Source organism: Nocardia sp. NPDC005746 (genome assembly GCF_040630785.1).
GTDB lineage: Bacteria > Actinomycetota > Actinomycetes > Mycobacteriales > Mycobacteriaceae > Nocardia.
In genome coordinates, this window is record NZ_JBEXYE010000012.1 from 150,095 (window position 1) to 166,789 (window position 16,695).

Here is a 16,695-nt window from a genome sequence, read left to right on the forward strand (position 1 = left end):
CGCCATGGATTTCGAACTCACCGATGAACAGGTCATGCTGCGCGATACGGTCCGGGACCTGCTGGGCCGCGCCTACGACCCGGAGACGCGCCTGAAGGTCATCGACACCGAGCTCGGCTGGAACCGCGACGTGTGGCGGCAGCTGGCCGAATTGGGCGTCCTCGGACTGCCTTTCGACGAGGAGGACGGCGGCGTGGGCGCGGGCCCGGTCGAGACCATGGTCGTCATGGAGGAGATCGGCCGCCGCAACGCGCCCGAGCCCTACCTCGACGCCGTGCTGGTCCCCGGCGGGCTGATCGCGCGTGGCGGCACCGCCGAACAGCGGCAGCGCGTGCTGCCCGCGCTCACGGGCGGGGAGACCCTGCTGGCCTTCGCGCACGACGAGCCCGGCGTCCGGTGGCCCGCGGCCGAGTTGTCCACCACCGCGGTGGCAGACGGGGACGGCTACCGGATCACCGGCGTCAAGAACCCGGTGCCGCACGGTGACTGCGCCGATCAGCTGGTGGTCAGCGCCGCCCTGCCCGGAGGAGGAGTGGGGCTGTTCCTGCTCGCCGCCGACGCCGAGGGCGTCACCCGCACCCCGTTCCGCACCTTCGACGGGCGGCGCGGCGCACAGCTCGAATTCGCCTCCGCGGCAGCCGAACCGCTCGGCGAGGGCGGCGACGCGCAGCCGGTGATCGACGCGGTCACGCTGGCGGCGCAGGCGAGCCTGTGCGCGGAATCGCTGGGCGCGATGGAGGAGGCCCTGCGGCTCAGCACCGATTACCTGAAGACGCGCAAGCAGTTCGGGGTCACGCTGTCGAAGTTCCAGACGCTGACCCAGCGGGCCGCGAACATGTACGTCTCGCTGGAACTGGCCCGCTCCATGAGCCTGTACGCGACGGCGGCGGTGGCCGACGGTTCCGCGGACCGGGTCGCGGCGTCGCGGGCCCGGCTGCAGGTCGGGCGCTCGGCCCGGCACATCGGGCAGGAATCGGTCCAGATGCACGGCGGCATCGGCATCACCACCGAATACCCGGTGAGCCATTATGTCGCCCGGCTCACCGCCATCGCCCGCACCCTGGGCGGCGATCTGGAGCACCTGCGGGTGCTCAGCGATCGGGTCGGCGAGTACGGCCTCGTGGAGTTCTGACCCGGAGCCCCCGAACGCACCCCGCTCGAGCCACGAGCGGGGTGCGTTCGTGTTTCGGCCCGGGGTGCGAAGCTGAAATTCAGGTGTCGGCAAACGGATTGGCGGGCGTAGGGTCGGAGCATGGGAGGAGACGCCGTACGGCTGGACGGGAACACCCTGGTGTTGCCCGGTGAGGTGGGGGTGCGGTTCATCCGCACGCTGAGACTGCCCGAGCAGGGGACGCATCCGCTGCCGCCCGGGCTCGGTGAGTTCCCGGTGCGGCGGGTGACGGACTACGCCGCCTCGGTGCCGCCGGAATGGGCCGAACGTGGTGGCGTCATGCTGCCCATGTATCTGCGCGAGGCCATGTGGCTGTCGTTCTCCGCGAAGGAGCCCGCGGCGCTGCAGATCGGCGTGGGCAAGGTGTGCGCGGTGTCGGGGAAGCCGTGGAGCGCCCGGCTCGATCACGATCCGCAGAACTACGTGGTGCTGCCCAGGCAGCCGTGGCTGGGCGGCATCAATTCCGGCAAGGGCACCATCCGGCAATTCGTCGCGGTGCCACTCGGATTGGGCGCGACCGTGGAGGGCCAGGTCACCGGGGAGGAGACCTGGGGCGGGATTCAACTCCAGAACTTCGCGCTCAACGATCTCGAACTGGCCCGCTGGCGCAAGGCCGAGGAGGAGCGCCGCGAGCGAGCCTCGAGGAGGCGCTACCACGAGTCCGGTTACGACTTCATGGCCGGCCCCGGCGCTCTTCCGCCCCCGGCGGCGGCTCCGGCCTACGGCGCGCCGCCGCCCGCCCCGGGTGGTCATCCGGCCGGGGCACCGCGAGCCACCGCCATGGGGCTGGGGGTCGGCGGCACCATGCGGCAGGAGATCTACAAGGACGAACGGCCGCTGGCGGATTGGTCCACCGAGCGTTCGGGCCGCGTCTTCGTGCACCTGGTGACCCCGCCGGACTGGCGGCGCATCACCGGCGAGGCCGCGCCGCCGTCGCCGGTCGACCGCGCCGCGTACACCGCTGCCGGCCTACCCTGGTTCGACTACTTCGATTCGGACGCAACCGATCTCGCGCCCGCAGATCCGCTCGCGAATGTGGTCCCGGTCGGTGACTGGCTGGGCGACGACCAGGAACCGTGGCAGTCGCCGGCGCCCGGTCAGGTGCATCAGCTGGGCGACAAGCAGGGTAAGCCCGTCGAGGACGGCGACTGGTAGAGGCTGGTCGTCCGAGCGTGCCGAATGTCGGAGGCGCGCTGGTCGTCCGAGGTGTCCGACTAGTTGTCCGAGGTGTCCGAAGCCGCGTGGTCCGTGGGCGAGACGCTCGGGGGCTGTGTGGTCTCCGGGCGGGTGGTGACCGGCGCCTCGGTGGTGGTGCGCGGGGATTCCGTTGTGGTCCGGCTGGATTCGGTCGTCACCGGCCGGGTGGTGGTGGTGGGGCGGGCCGGGGTCGAGCGGGTATTGCTCGGGTCGGCCGGATCCTCCGGGGTGCCGGTGACGGTGGAGATGGGAGCGCGCCGCGACGGCTGGTCGGCGGCCACACGCCAGGTCGGGGATGGCGGGATGACGATCGCCGGGGTGGCGGAGGCGCCGCTCTTGGCCGAAGTCACCGGGGCCGCTTGCAGATCCGCGTTGAGCGGCGGCGGCGCGACATAGGTGTCGGTGTGGCCGAGACCGCACGCGCCGAGCAGGATGAGCCCCGCCGAGACCGTGCCGACCGCGGCCGCGGCGTACACCACGGGCTTGGGCAGGCGACGCCACGGGGTGACCGCGTGGTCGTCCGCGCGGGCGTTGCTGCCGTCCATGGGTGGCACTCCTGATTCGTATCGAGTGGGCTCACCCTAACGGAGGCGATGGGCATCGGCCAGGCGGGTGGTCGGTTCGATCGGAGGACCCACTCTGCGCATTTCCGGGTCCCCGAAATTATCTCAAACAGCAGTGATTCAGATATCGAATTAGTAAACTCGGCGCGTTTTGCATACGTGTCGCATGGACTTCCCGTTGCCGGTCCGTAATGTGTGTCCAAAGTTACACAAGAGACGCTCGAAATTAGCCGAGGGGCGCGCCGAAGATTCGCGAACCCGGCGGGCGTCACCGAGGAGTGGATGATGGGTGCATTCTCGATATCTCCGCTGCGCGCGTCAGCGCGCTCCGGAGAGCCTGCGGCCCCTCCGACGCCGCGGGTGCCGGCGCTCCTGGCTCGCATCGCCGCCTGGCTGTTCTTTCTGGGCGGTCTCACCGGTGCGATTCTCGGTATTGCGGGACTGCGGGTGGAGATCACCGTCGCGGGTTTGATCCTGGCCTGTACCGCGGGTCTTATTCTGCTCAAGATTCGCGCCGACGCGCACGAGAGCTAATTTCTAGCGAATCAATTCCGACTGGTAATTGTCCACTCGAATGCCGTGGCTTCCGAGTTCGCGCCTTCGATGGTCCGGGATCGATTCGGTTCGCCGAGTTCTTTCAGCAAATCCTCGGAAATGCACACCAAATCCGACAATGCGGACGGTGTGAACCATTCCGGCCGGGTCGCGAACAACAGATCCTCGCTCGAGGTGTTCCCGGAGGCGCCCGGCGCGAACGGGCAGCCGCCCAGCCCGCCCAGCGAACCGTCCACGACGCCCGCGCCCGCGGCCAGCGCCGCCAGCGAATTGGCCACCCCCATACCCCAGGTGTCGTGCCCGTGGAAGACGATGCGGTGCTCCGGAGTTCCCCAGCGTCCGGTCGCGGCCACCGAAGCCACCAGTGCGCCAACCTGACCCGGATGCGCTTGCCCGAGGGTATCGGCGATCACGATGTCCGCGGCGCCCTCCGCGCGCGGATCGGCCGCGATGGCCAGCACCCGCGCGGGATCCACCGGCCCGTCGAACGGACAGGTGAAAGCCGTTGCCAGGCAGAGCTGGATGCGCCCGCCCGCCTCGTGCGCGTACCGCACCGCCTCCGGCATGGCGGCCAGACTGTCCTCGGTGGTGCGGCCGATATTGGCCTTGTTGTGCGCGTCCGACACCGAGAAGCAGTACTGGAAGTTGCGCACCCCGGCCTCGGCGGCCTTGGCGACATGCCGCGGCGTGGCCACCCACACCCAGCAGCGTTCCAGCTCCTCGGGTGTCAGCCGCTCGACCAGTTCGAGGGTATTGGCCATGGGCGGCACCAGATCCGGGCGCGCCATGGAACCGATCTCCAGCTCCGGCACGCCCGCGGCCAGCAGCTGCCGGGCGATCTGGACCTTGCGCTCGGTGGGCAGCACCTTCCCGGTGAGCTGCAGTCCGTCGCGCAGTGTGACATCGCGCAGGGTCATGGCTTCGCCTCCAGGGCATCGATCTCGGCGTCGGTCAGGCCGAGCAGCTCGGACAGCACCTCGCGGGTGTGCTCGCCGAGGTCCGGGCCGACAGTGCGGATGGGCAGCGATTGCCCGCCGATCACGGGGACGATGCCGGGGAAACCGACTTCCTTGGGCTCCGGCTCGCCCACGTCCACCGGGAAGGGCTGGATCATATTGCGTGCCTTGTACTGCTCGTCGGCGACGATGTCGGCGGCGGTGTAGATGGGCCCGCACGGGATGGCGGCCGCCTCCAGCACCTTCAGCGCTTCCTCGCGGGTGCGCAGGCGCGTCCAGTCGGCGATCGAGGCGTCGAGTCGATCGCGGTTGCGCCAGCGTCCCGCGTTGTCCTGCAACTCCGGGTCGGCGGCCAGGTCGGGGCGATCGATGACCTGCATGTAGCGCTGGAAGATGGCATCGCCGTTGCCGCCGATGATGATGCTGTAGCCGTCGCTGGTCGGATACGCGTTGCTCGGCGCGATGCCCTCCATCCGCCCGCCGACTCGCTCCCGATTGATGCCGTAGGCCAGATAGTCGGGCACCAGCGATTCCATCACCGAAAGGATGGACTCGTTCAACGCCACGTCGATGACGCGCTGCTCCAACGGAACCCGCTGCACCCGTTCCCGCTGGAACAAGGCCATGACGGTGCCGAAGGCGGCGTAGATGCCCGCGATGGAATCGCCGATGGACACGCCGACCCGCACCGGCGGCCGATCGGGATCGCCCACGAGTTCACGCAGCCCGCCGACCGCCTCGGCCACCGCCGCGAAGCCCGGCCGCTGCGACAGCGGCCCGGTCTGCCCGTAGGCGGAGATCCGCGTGATCACCAGATCCGGGTTCGCCGCGTTCAGCACCTCGGGCCCGAGACCCCACTTCTCGAGCATCCCCGGCCGGAAGTTCTCCAGCAGCACATCGCATCGTTTGATCAGGTCGAGCACGATCCCGCGCCCCGCCTCGGTCCGCAGATCCAGCGTGATCGACTTCTTGTTCCGGTTGACCGTCCGGTACAGCATCGACGTATCCCCGCCGTATAGCCGCCAATTCCGCAGCTCGTCACCGGTTTCCGGCCGCTCGACCTTGATCACCTCGGCCCCGAAGTCACCGAGTATCCGCCCGGCCGTCGGCGCGGCCACGTAATTACCCAACTCCAGAACCCGAACCCCGTCGAGCGGCCGAATCTCTGTGTCCAATTTGCCCTCCGCTTCGCTACGGGCGGGTTCGCGGCCCTGGAGGTCTCGTTCTTCCCTCCCTGCGCTCCTCCGCTTCGCTCCCCGCTCCGCTCAGTCCAGAACGAGACGGGCCGCGAACCATTATGGTGCAGCGCACAGTGTGCGAGGCGACGGGTTCCCCCGATGCGTGCGGGTCGGAGAACCACCGGGCGAACGAAAAGGCCGGTGCGACGACGAGAGAGAGGTTCGGGTCGGCGCACCGGCCTGGCCATGGGGCGCGGGGTGTACGTGTGGCACGCGACCCATGGCATCGAGTCGTGTCGGTCCACGGGACGGGCGGAACGGGTGAGTGGCAGCACCCGGCAGGGCCCGAATCGCGGTGCTCCGCGCCGGGTTTCAGGCGGCGCGGGGCGTGACCTCCTCGATGATCGAGTAGTGCTCGGCGTTGCCGGTGATGATGGTGCTGGGGTCGCCGTGGACGTCGACGGGGACGTCGCCCGCGAGGGTGATGCGGGTGAGGCGGCGGGGCTGGCCGTCGTAGTCGTCGATGGCGTAGTGCTGGGTGGCGCGGTTGTCCCAGATCGCGATATCGCCCAGCTGCCAGTTCCAGCGGGTGGTGTTCTCCAGGCGGGTGACGCGGTTCTGGAGGAGCTGGAACAGGGCCTGGGATTCGGCGGCGGAGAAGCCGACGAAGTTCTTCACGAAGTGGCCGAGCAGCAGGGCGCGTTCACCGGTCACCGGGTGCACGCGCACCACTGGGTGCTCGGTCTCGTAGTAGCTGGACTCGAATTCCTCGCGATAGGCCTTGATATTGGCGGTCACCTCCGCGTTCTCGCCGCGCGCCACCTCGGTCCGGTCGGCGGCGTAGTCATAGGCGTTGGTGTGGCGGGCCCGCAGGTTCTCCACGAACACCTTGAGCGGCGCGGGCAGCGAGTCGTAGGCGGCCACGGTGGAGGCCCAGGTGGTGGAGCCGCCGTAGGACGGCAGGTGCACCGCGCGCAGGATGGACGCCTTCGGCACCCGGTCCACGAAGGTGACATCGGTGTGCCAGCTGTTGGCGCGGCCGTACTCGGAGTCGATGGGCAGGGTCTTGACGCCCTTGGAGGTGACGGTCGGGTGCGGGGTGGTGGGCGCGCCCAGCAGCTGCGCGAACTCGTACTGCCCGTCCTCGGTCAGGTGCTCCTGGCCGCGGAAGAAGATCACCTTGTGCTTGTGCAGCGCGTCCTGGATGGCCTGCACGGTCACCGAATCCAGGTCGCCGCTGAGCCGGACGCCGTCGATGCGCGCGCCGATCCTGCTGCCCAGCTGCACGACCGTGGGGGTGGAAGTTGCGTAATCGACGGACATGCCATGCCTTTCGCCCGGTGGAGTCCGGCCCGGATTCGAGCCATGATCAGGACACCATCGGGTGCGCCGCCGAAACAGGTTCAGGATCAGCGGGATCGAAAGGACGCCCGGCGGGCGCCGCGGGCGCTCACCCCAGGTGTTCGCGCAGATACTTCAGATCGTCGGCCACGCCGTCGGCGGGGGTTTCCAGAATCACCGGCGCGCCCGCGGTGCGGCACACCTCCGCCAGCAACTGCGGATCGATGGTGCCGTCGGCGAAATTGGCGTGCCGGTCCGCGCCCGAGTCGAAGGCGTCGCGCGAGGAGTTCAGGTGCACCAGGTCGATGCGCCCGGTGATGGCCTTGATCCGCTCCACGATCCCGACCAGTTCCTCACCGCCCGCCCAGGCGTGGCAGGTGTCCAGGCAGAACCCGGCCCCGTACTCGCCGACCGCGTCCCACAGCCGCCCGATATCGTCGAAGTACCGTGCCATGGCGTGATTCCCGCCGGCGGTGTTCTCGATCAGGATCGGCACCGGGAACCCGCCCTTGTCGGCCTGGCGTTCGAACAGCTTGCGCCAGTTGGCGAATCCCTCGACCTTCTCCTCGTCGGAGCGGACGTGCCCGCCGTGCACCACCAGGCCGAACGCTCCCAGGTCGGCCGCGGCCTTGGCCTGCTGCGCCACCGCGCTGCGTGAGGGCATGCGCAGCCGGTTGTTCAGGCTGGCCACGTTGATCTGATACGACGAGTGCACCACCACGTCGATGTCGCTGGCCGTGATCTGCTCGGTCAACGGGTGGGGTTTGGGTTTGTCCCAGCTCTGCGGATCCACCACGAACATCTGGATGACATCGGCCCCGAGCTGCTCGCCGAAGCCGATCGGGTCGCTGTCCGTCCGGACGTGAGCTCCAATGCGCATACGCCCAGCGTATCCCCGACCCCCGACAGCCCAGGGCGGGTCCGACCGGGACGACAAGCAAACGTTGAGTGTTGCGTTAGCGAGTCGTGCGTAGATAGTTCGGTAGGAATTCCGAAGCCCGGCCGATCAGAGGAGGTGAATACCGTTGCAGGCGAACGCTGCAGGTTCGCGCGGCGCGCCCGGCCCGGCGCGAGGCGCGGGTCGGATCGGCTACAGTTTCGGTGTTTTCCGGATCGGCCCGTTAACGATCACGCCGATCGTCTGTGGTACTCCGCACGCTGGTGGGTCCCGGCGCGTGGAGTGGGAAGTGGGAGATCGTCATGCTGTCCGAAGGTGACGTTTTTGCTGAGTATGTCATCGAGCGGCAGCTCGGCCGGGGTGGCATGGGTTCGGTGTACCTGGCCAAACACCCGCGGCTGCCCCGTCTGACGGCGCTCAAGCTGCTGAATCGGGAGATGGTCTTCGACAAGGAGGTCCGGGCCCGCTTCGAACGCGAGGCCGACCTGGTCGCCCAGCTGGACCACCACAACATCGTCACCGTCTACGACCGCGGGCTCGAGGACGGCCAGCTGTGGATCTCCATGCAGTACATCGACGGCATCGACGCCGCCAGCGTGAATCCGCAGACCCTGCCGCCCGAGCGGGCCGTGCAGATCGTCGCCGAGATGGCCGACGCCCTGGACTACGCGCACCGCAACGAGGTGCTGCACCGGGACGTGAAGCCGGCCAATATCCTGCTGGCCCGGTCCACCGGCGGTAAGGGCGAGCGGGTGTACCTGACCGACTTCGGCATCGCCCGCCTTCGCGACGACAGCGGTCATCTCACCCAGACCGGGACGTTCACCGCGACCCTCGCCTACGCCTCGCCGGAACAGCTGACCGGATCCGCGCTGGACGGCCGCTCCGACCAGTACTCGCTGGCGTGCACGCTGTTCTGGTTGTTCACCGGGTCCGGGCCGTTCTCGGCGACCAACCCGGCCGCGGTCATCCAGGGGCATCTGCAGAATCCGCCGCCGCCGCTGAGCAGCGCGCGGGCCGGACTGCCGCCGAGCATGGACCTGGTGATCGCCAAGGCCATGGCCAAGCGCCCCGAGGACCGCTTCGCCAGTTGCAGCGACTTCGCGGCGGCCGCGCGCAGTGCGCTCGCGAATCCGAGCGCGCCCGCCATCCCGCTGGTCAACCGGACCGCGCCGCCCATGCCGGTCATGCCCTACACCGGGGGACCGGCCCCGGTCGCGCCGCTCACCGGCGGCGGCATGCAGACCGGGATGCCCATGTACACCGGCGGCGCGATGCCGACCGGCGCGCCGATGCAGACCGGTGGGCCCATGCCGACCGGCAATCCGCTGACCGGCGGCGCGCACCATACCGGGATGCCGGTCACCGGTGGCCCCATGCAGACCGCGCGCCCGCAGACCACGCCGCCGACCCCGGCCGTGCCGTATCCGGCTCCGACACAGGTCAATCCGGTCAATCCGGTCCCGCCGAAGCCGGTGACCGGCAGCTACACCGGCCACGGCACCAACCAGTACACGCAGCCCCCGGCCTACGGCTACTCGGGCCCTGGCCAGCAGCAGCGGCCGCCGATCGCCGGGCCGATGCCGCCCAAGAAGTCCAATGCCGGGCTCATCATCGGCATCGTGGCCGCGGCCGTGGTGCTGCTGATCGTCATGGTCGTGGTGCTGGCCGCGATCGGCAGCAAGGCGGGCGATGACAAGATGGGGTCGCCGACCATCTCGGCCACCACGTCGCCGGGGGGCGCGCCCAAGAGCGACAAGTCGATCGACTGGTCGGCCGCGGCCAAGGAGTTCCCGAAGCTGTTGCCCGCCACCAAGACCGGCGGCAAGGGCCTCAATGGCGCGACCTGCTGGGTGGCCGACTCCCCGGTCTCCTCCGACGCCACCGACGGCACCCCCGACTTCGGCGACTGGAAGGTGCAGTGGCGCTGCTACGGCGGCAGCGACAACAAGGACCCGTTCTACCGCATCTTCGCCTACTCCTCGTCGACCGCCGCGCAATCGGTGGTGAAGGGCCTAACCGCCGACACCACCACCCAGGACACCAACGGCGGCAAGACCTACACCAACTACCAGATGACCGACGACAGCCACCCGCGCATGGTGACCGCCTTCACGGACTCCGGCCGCACCCAGTACCTGATGTACACCGACGGCCTGGTCGGCAGCATCGACGACGTCGTCACGTGGTGGAAGAGCGCCCCCATCAACTGACCTGACCTGCGCGGATGACAGCCCCCGCGCGGGGCACGTAGGGTCGCGGACCGAAGCAGAGTCGGTCGGAAGGGTTCTTGTGCTGCGCAGCGGGGAGTTGTTCGCCGGGTACGAGATCGAACGTGAGCTCGGGCGTGGCGGCATGGGGGCGGTCTATCTGGCCCGGCATCCGCGCCTGCCTCGGCTGATCGCGCTCAAGCTACTGGGCCGGGAGCTGTTCGGCGATGCCGAGATCCGGGGCCGCTTCGAGCGGGAGGGCGATCTGATCGCCCGGCTCGATCATCCGAACATCGTGCCGATCTATGACCGGGGCATCGACGACGCGCAGCCGTGGATCGCCATGCGCTACGTCGACGGGCCCGACGCGTCGCGGTTGGAGGCGGCGAATCTGCCGCCGCGCGAGGCGATCCGGATCATCGCCGAGACCGCGCGGGCGCTGGACTTCGCGCACAAGCGCGGTGTGCTGCACCGGGATGTCAAGCCCGCCAACATCCTGCTGGAGCGGGCCGACGGCGAGGAGCGGGTCTTCCTCGCCGACTTCGGTATCGCGCGCCTGCGCGACGACGCGAGCAAACTCACCCAGACCGGCTCGTTCACCGCGACGCTGACCTACGCCTCGCCCGAACAGCTCTCGGGTCAGCCGCTCGATCCGCGGTCGGACCAGTATTCGCTGGCCTGCACCCTGTTCCGGCTGCTGACCGGGAACGTGCCGTTCGACGCCGAACATCCGGTCGGCATCATCCACGGTCACCTGAACCAGGCGCCGCCGCCGGTGAGCGCGCTGCGGCCCGGGCTGCCCGCGGCCCTGGACGCCGTCCTGGCCCGGGCCCTCGCGAAACACCCTGAGGGGCGGTTCGATTCGTGCGGCGAATTCGCCGCCGCGGCGCAGGACGCGCTGGAGAATCCGGCGGGTGCGACGCAGTTCCTCGCGCCCGCGCCGCTTGGGCACAGCGGGCCGCCGAGACAATCCGGCCCGGCCCCCACGGCGGTGCTGAACGCCCCGGCGGGCGTCGATCCGAATTCCGTTCCGGGAGCGCGCCGGACGATGCAGTACACCGCGGTGGCTCCGGTGACCACGCCCCCGCGCCCGCTGCCGCCGACCCCACCCGCGCCCCGCAAGAAGCGGTCCACGCTGCGCGGCTGCCTGATCGGCGCGGCCGCGATCGTGGTGCTGCCGCTGGTGGGCATCGCGGGCTGCCTGGCCGTACTCGACCGGGCCGCGACCTCGAACACCCCCTCGACCACCACCACCGCCGAGCCGGCTCCGAGCACCGAGGAGGTGCCCGCGCCGACCGAGACCACCGAGCCCGCCGGGATCCCCGAGCACTCGGGCACGGACGCCCAGCTGATCAGCCAGCGGTTCCCGCAGATGCTGCCGCCGGCCGACCCGGCCGCCGATACCAACTCCGGCATCGGCTACCAGGGCGCGGCCTGCACCACCTATCCGCGGTCCGCGCCGCCGCCCGAGACCGGTTCCGGCGATCCGGACCTGGGCGAGTGGGTGGTGGCGTGGAACTGCGCGGGCGGTGTCGGCCACCCGGCCTACCGGTTCGTCATGTACCGCTCGGCCGCCGACGCCGAGGCGGCGCTCGCCGCGCTGCCGGGCTACACCCGTTCCGACGTCAAGGTCCACGGCAACGTGTACACGAACTATCGGATCAATGACAGCGCGTTGCTGCGCCCGCGCCTGGTGACCGAGTTCCACGCTCAGGATGGCAAGAAGGACGGAAAGAAGGACGGCAAGCACGCCGGGGACGGTCAGCACGTCTTCCTCATGTACAGCACCGGTTTCCTCGCCACCGATGACCAGTTGCTGGACTGGTGGCGGGCCGCCCCCATCAATTGAGGCCCCGACCCGGCCGTTTGTGTGGACTTCGTGAAGACACGGCCATCAGGGACATCCCGGATGGCATCCGCCCGCGAAGCTAGACACACTGGACTGCATGACTTCGAACGTCTCCGAATCCGTCACTCTCGACACAGGCACCGACACGGTCGCGGCTCGCGCGACCGACCTGGTGAAGGTCTACGGCTCCGGCGATACACAGGTCCGCGCGCTCGCCGGGGTCACGGCCGAGTTCGCGAAGGGGGAGTTCACCGCGATCATGGGCCCGTCGGGCTCCGGGAAGTCGACGCTCATGCACTGCCTGGCCGGGCTCGACGCGGCCACCACGGGCACGGTCCACATCGGTGACACCGATCTGACCCGGCTCTCGGACAAGCAGATGACGAACCTGCGCCGCGACCGGATCGGCTTCGTGTTCCAGGCGTTCAACCTGGTCCCCACCCTGACCGCGCTGGAGAACATCACGCTGCCGCTCGACATCGCGGGCCGCAAGCCCGACGAGGAGTGGCTCTCCACGGTGACCAAGCGGCTCGGCCTGAACGACCGCCTGACGCACCGGCCCGCGGAACTGTCCGGCGGCCAGCAGCAGCGCGTGGCCTGCGCTCGCGCGCTGGCCGGGAAGCCGGACATCATCTTCGGCGACGAGCCGACCGGCAACCTGGACTCGCACTCCTCCGGTGAGGTGCTGTCCATTCTGCGCGCCGCGGTCGACGAGTTCGGGCAGACCGTGGTGATCGTGACCCACGATCCGCGCGCGGCCTCGCACGCCGACCGGGTGGTGTTCCTCGCCGACGGCCAGATCGTGGACGAGCTGCGCGAGCCCACCGCGGATTCCATTCTGGACAAGATGAAGTCGCTGGAGACGACGGCCGGGGAGGACGAACTCTGATGGCCGGCTCCCCGATGCGCAAGGTCGCCTTGCGCAATCTCGCCGCGCACAAGGTGCGGCTGGTGCTGACCCTGCTGTCGGTGGTGCTCGGCACCGCCTTCATCTCCGGGTCGTTCATCTTCACCGACACCCTGCAGAGCACCTTCGACGGCATCTTCGCCAATCAGGCCAAGGGCGTGGACGTGCGGGTGCAGCCCAAGGGGCAGCAGTCGCTCGGCGTGCCGGACGATGTGGTGACCCAGATTTCCCGGATGGACGGGGTGCGGACCGTCGCGCCGAGCGTCAACGGGCCCGTGGTCCTGTTGAAGGACGGGCACGCCGTACAGACCGGCGGCGCACCGGCTTTCGGGCAGTCGTATCTGCCGCCGGAGAAGTCGGTGGCCGAGCCGGAGAAGTACGTCGACGGCGTTCCGCCCACCAAGCCGGGTGAGATCTCCATCAACAACGGCGGCGCGGATCGGGCCGGTTTGAAGGTCGGCGATCGCACCCAGGTACTGGTGCCGTCCAAGGGCAATGTCGATGTGACCGTGTCCGGCATCTACGAGATCGACGGCTCCTCCAATACCGGTGGCTTCGTGCAGCTGCTGTTCGAGGACACGCAGGCGCGTCAGCTGTTCACCGACGGGAAGCACGTGGCGTGGGTGGACGTCGCGGCGCGGCCCGGCGTGCAGGCCGACGATCTGCGCGACGAGATCAAGGCGGCCCTGCCCGAGTACAAGGTGCAGAACGCCGACCAGGTGCGGGAGGACTTCAAGGCGCAGCTGGGCAACGCGCTGAAGTTCATCAACTACTTCCTGCTGGCGTTCGGGTCCATCGCGCTGCTGGTGGGCACGTTCATCATCTACAACACCTTCTCCATGCTGGTGGCGCAGCGGCTGCGGGAGCTGGCGCTGCTGCGGGCGGTCGGCGCGAGCCGGCAGCAGATTGCGCGGTCGGTGGTGGGGGAGTCGCTGATCGTCGGATTGATCGGCAGCGCACTGGGTCTGGCCGCCGGCGTCGGGCTGGCGTTCGGATTGTCCGGACTGCTCAACGCGTTCAAGCTGGGTCTGCCCACCGGGACCATGTCGCTGGAAACGCGGACCGTGGTGGTGGCGATCGTGGTCGGCACCGTCGTGACGGTGCTCAGCGCGTACGCTCCGGCGCGGCGGGCGGCGAAGGTGCCGCCGGTGGAGGCCATGCGGTCGGAGTCCAATTCGTCTGGAGAGTCGTTGCGGCTGCGGACCATTGTCGGCGCGGTGCTGGCGGTGGCTGGTGTGGTGCTGGTGGTACTGGGCGCGCGCGGTACCGGCGGGACGGCCGCCTCGGTGGTCGGGATCGGAGCGGCCGCACTGATTCTCGCGGTGCTGTTCGCCTCGCCCGCCCTGTCGCGGCCGGTGGTGTCGGCGCTCGGGGTGCTGACCCGGCCGTTCGGCCCGGTCGGACGGATGGCGCGCAACAACGCGATTCGCAATCCGCGGCGCACCGCGGCGACCGCGTTCGCGTTGACGCTGGGCCTGATGCTGGTGTCCGCCATCGGCATGCTGGGGTCCTCGGCCAAGGCCAGCATCAGCGAACTGGTCGACCACGGCGTGAAGGCCGACTACATGCTGGCGGGCCCGCCCGGCGGCCTGATCGGCGTCCCGCTCGCCGCCACCGCCACCGTCGCCCAGGTGCCGCAGGTCAAGGATGTGGTGGCCTTCCACGGGGTCGCGCTGAAGGTTGACGGCAAGCAGGTGCTGGGCACGGCGCCCGAGGGCCAGATGACCAAGGTGCTCGACTACACCATGCGGGAAGGCACCGACCAGCTCGGCGCCGACGACATCATGGTCTCGGAAACCTTTGCGGCCGACCACGGCTGGCGGGTCGGCGACACCGTCGACATCACCAGCCTGGACTACCGCAAGTTCCCGGTCACCGTGGCGGGCGTCTACAAGGACACCCAGCTGCTGCAGAACCTGGTCACCTCCATGTCCCTGTACGACCGGACCGTGCCGGTCAGCTACCAGAGCAGCTTCCTGGTCCTGGTCGCCGCCCAGCCCGGCGCGGACCTGTCGGCCATGCGCACCGATCTGGAGAAGGCCACCGAGCAGTACGTGATCGTCCAGGTCCAGGACCGCGAGGACTTCAAGGGCGCGCAGGGCAAGCAGATCGACACCCTGCTGGCCATCCTCTACGGACTGCTGGCCCTGGCGGTGGTGATCGCCATCCTCGGCATCGTCAACACCCTGGCCCTGTCGGTGGTGGAACGCCGCCGCGAGATCGGCATGCTCCGCGCGGTCGGCATGCAACGCCCGCAGGTGCGCCGCAGCATCTACCTGGAATCCATGCTGATCGCCATCTTCGGCGCGGTGGTCGGCGTCATCCTCGGCATCGGCCTGGGCATCGGATTCCTCAGCACCCTGAAGGATCTCGGCATCGCGACCATCGCCGTCCCCTGGAGTCAGATCATCCTGATGCTCCTGGCCTCCGGTTTCGTCGGTGTGCTGGCCGCCCTGTGGCCCGCTATCCGAGCCGCCCGCACACCCCCACTGGCCGCCATCGCCGACCTGTAACCGGCTCCGAGCCCCGGGACGTCATCCCGTCGGTTTCCCCGCCCATGAAAGCGGGGGCCTTCGGAAATGACAACGTTTCACTAACGTGACTGGCCTGGGGGACGAGAGCCCGGGGTAGGGAGAAAGGGCCGACGCGGAATCCGCGTCGGCCCTTTGCTTTGCGCTCAGGTGATCGGGAGGCCCACCGCCGCGGCGGCGATTCCGATGGCGGCGGCGGTCAGGAGGGTGGTGACCACGCCACGGCGGGCGACCAGGAGGAAGACGGCGGCCGCGGCCAGGACGGCGAACTGCCAGGCGTGCTGGAGGGCCAGGGCGAGGGGGATGGCGGAGCCGAGGATGGCGCCGATGACGGCCGGGCCGGCGCCCGCGAGAAAGGCCAGGACTCGGGGGTTTTCGCGGAGCTGGTCGAAACGAGGGCCGCCGAAGATGACGAAGAGGAATGACGGGGTGAAGGCAACGAGGGCGGCGAGCAGGCCGCCGGGGACGCCCGCGGCGGCGTAGCCGACCACCGCGACCGTCTGGACGACCGGACCCGGGGTGATCTGGCCCAGGGCAACGGCATTGAGGAATTGGGCGTCGGTCATCCAGTGATAGTGGGTGACCGCGTCGGACTGCATGAGCGGGATGATGACGAAGCCGCCGCCGTAGGACAGGGCTCCGACCTTGAAGGCGACCCAGCTCACGGCCGCCAGACCGCCGAGGGTGGGCAGGGTGAACGCCAAGGGCAGCGGTGCCGCCGACGAGGTCGATCGGCCCGGAATGCCGGTACACACAACAACTTCCAGGATGCCCGCGGCGACGAGGACGAGCACCAGCCACGGACCGATCAAGGCCGCGGCGAGCGCCCCCACCACCAGGTAAGCGATCCAGCGCAGGCGGGACGCCCGCTCCGTTCCGGCGCGCTGCCAGCTGGCGGGCACCAATCCGACGCCGGCGTGGACGGCCACCGCCGCCACGGCCGCACCCGCACCGGCCGCCGCGCCGAGCGCCCAGCGCGGCACGCCCCCGGCGAGGAAGAACGCCGCCAACGCCAGAATGACCACGAGACCGGGCACGATGAAGCACACCCCGCCCACCAGCGCCCCGGCCGTTCCCCGCAGTCGCCAGGCCGAGAAGATGGCCAGCTGTGTGGACGCCGGGCCCGGCAGCAGATTCGTCGCCGCGATCGCGTCCTCGAATTCATTGGGCGCGATCCACTTCCGCTCCTCGACGCACAGCCGCCGCAGCAGCGCTATGTGCGTGGGCGGCCCGCCGAATCCGATGCACCCGATCCGCCCCCACTCGCGGGCGATCGTGCTGAGGCGAACCTCGACCGCGTGATCGCCCCGCCCGGCCCCGCCATCCACGCCCGCAGCCC

The 16,695-nt window shown here is 69.5% G+C and carries 13 protein-coding genes; 7 read left to right on the forward strand and 6 right to left on the reverse strand.

What is annotated here, in order from left to right:
- Positions 1-4: 4 nt before the first annotated feature.
- On the forward strand, positions 5-1,132 hold the full coding sequence (locus tag ABZ412_RS23300; protein ID WP_357283451.1) for an acyl-CoA dehydrogenase family protein: 1,128 nt from the start codon (positions 5-7) through the stop codon (positions 1,130-1,132).
- A gap of 120 nt (positions 1,133-1,252) precedes the next feature.
- Complete coding sequence (locus tag ABZ412_RS23305) at positions 1,253-2,326, forward strand: hypothetical protein (RefSeq protein WP_357283454.1); 1,074 nt, start codon at positions 1,253-1,255, stop codon at positions 2,324-2,326.
- Between the two features lie 59 nt (positions 2,327-2,385).
- On the opposite strand, the gene ABZ412_RS23310 is transcribed toward ABZ412_RS23305, so the two are convergent.
- Positions 2,386-2,913, reverse strand: coding sequence for a hypothetical protein (locus tag ABZ412_RS23310; protein WP_357283456.1), 528 nt, complete (start codon positions 2,911-2,913; stop codon positions 2,386-2,388).
- Positions 2,914-3,216: 303 nt separating this feature from the next.
- Between ABZ412_RS23310 and ABZ412_RS23315 the strand changes: the two genes are divergently transcribed.
- Positions 3,217-3,465, forward strand: coding sequence for a hypothetical protein (locus ABZ412_RS23315; protein WP_357283459.1), 249 nt, complete (start codon positions 3,217-3,219; stop codon positions 3,463-3,465).
- An 11-nt stretch (positions 3,466-3,476) separates the two neighbouring features.
- Here the strand turns inward: ABZ412_RS23315 and ABZ412_RS23320 are convergent, their stop codons facing one another.
- The 4 genes from ABZ412_RS23320 to ABZ412_RS23335 form a co-directional block, all read right to left on the reverse strand.
- A complete protein-coding gene (locus ABZ412_RS23320; RefSeq protein ID WP_357283462.1) occupies positions 3,477-4,403 on the reverse strand; it encodes a hydroxymethylglutaryl-CoA lyase in 927 nt (308 codons plus the stop codon).
- A complete protein-coding gene (locus tag ABZ412_RS23325) occupies positions 4,400-5,617 on the reverse strand; it encodes a CaiB/BaiF CoA-transferase family protein (RefSeq protein WP_357283465.1) in 1,218 nt (405 codons plus the stop codon). Before ABZ412_RS23325 ends, ABZ412_RS23320 begins: the two co-directional genes overlap by 4 nt.
- Positions 5,618-5,992: 375 nt before the next feature.
- Entirely contained in the window at positions 5,993-6,943 is a 951-nt protein-coding gene (locus ABZ412_RS23330) for a TauD/TfdA family dioxygenase (protein ID WP_357283467.1), read from the reverse strand.
- Between the two features lie 127 nt (positions 6,944-7,070).
- Positions 7,071-7,841, reverse strand: a complete 771-nt coding sequence (locus ABZ412_RS23335; RefSeq protein WP_357283469.1) for a deoxyribonuclease IV — start codon at positions 7,839-7,841, stop codon at positions 7,071-7,073.
- 320 nt (positions 7,842-8,161) lie between these two features.
- Here ABZ412_RS23335 and ABZ412_RS23340 point away from each other — a divergent pair, with 320 nt between their 5' ends.
- The 4 genes from ABZ412_RS23340 (at position 8,162) to ABZ412_RS23355 (ending at position 15,338) form a co-directional block, all read left to right on the forward strand.
- Positions 8,162-10,072 carry a protein kinase gene (locus tag ABZ412_RS23340; RefSeq protein WP_357283472.1) on the forward strand — a complete coding sequence of 637 codons (1,911 nt, stop codon included), beginning with the start codon at positions 8,162-8,164 and terminating at the stop codon, positions 10,070-10,072.
- A gap of 79 nt (positions 10,073-10,151) precedes the next feature.
- A complete protein-coding gene (locus tag ABZ412_RS23345; RefSeq protein ID WP_357283475.1) occupies positions 10,152-11,918 on the forward strand; it encodes a protein kinase in 1,767 nt (588 codons plus the stop codon).
- Positions 11,919-12,015: 97 nt separating this feature from the next.
- Positions 12,016-12,807, forward strand: a complete 792-nt coding sequence (locus ABZ412_RS23350; RefSeq protein WP_357283477.1) for an ABC transporter ATP-binding protein — start codon at positions 12,016-12,018, stop codon at positions 12,805-12,807.
- Complete coding sequence (locus ABZ412_RS23355; protein WP_357283480.1) at positions 12,807-15,338, forward strand: FtsX-like permease family protein; 2,532 nt, start codon at positions 12,807-12,809, stop codon at positions 15,336-15,338. Before ABZ412_RS23350 ends, ABZ412_RS23355 begins: the two co-directional genes overlap by 1 nt.
- A gap of 164 nt (positions 15,339-15,502) precedes the next feature.
- Here the strand turns inward: ABZ412_RS23355 and chrA are convergent, their stop codons facing one another.
- Positions 15,503-16,684: a chromate efflux transporter gene (gene chrA / locus ABZ412_RS23360; RefSeq protein WP_357283482.1), complete on the reverse strand. Its 1,182-nt coding sequence runs from the start codon at positions 16,682-16,684 to the stop codon at positions 15,503-15,505.
- Between the last annotated feature and the right edge of the window lie 11 nt (positions 16,685-16,695).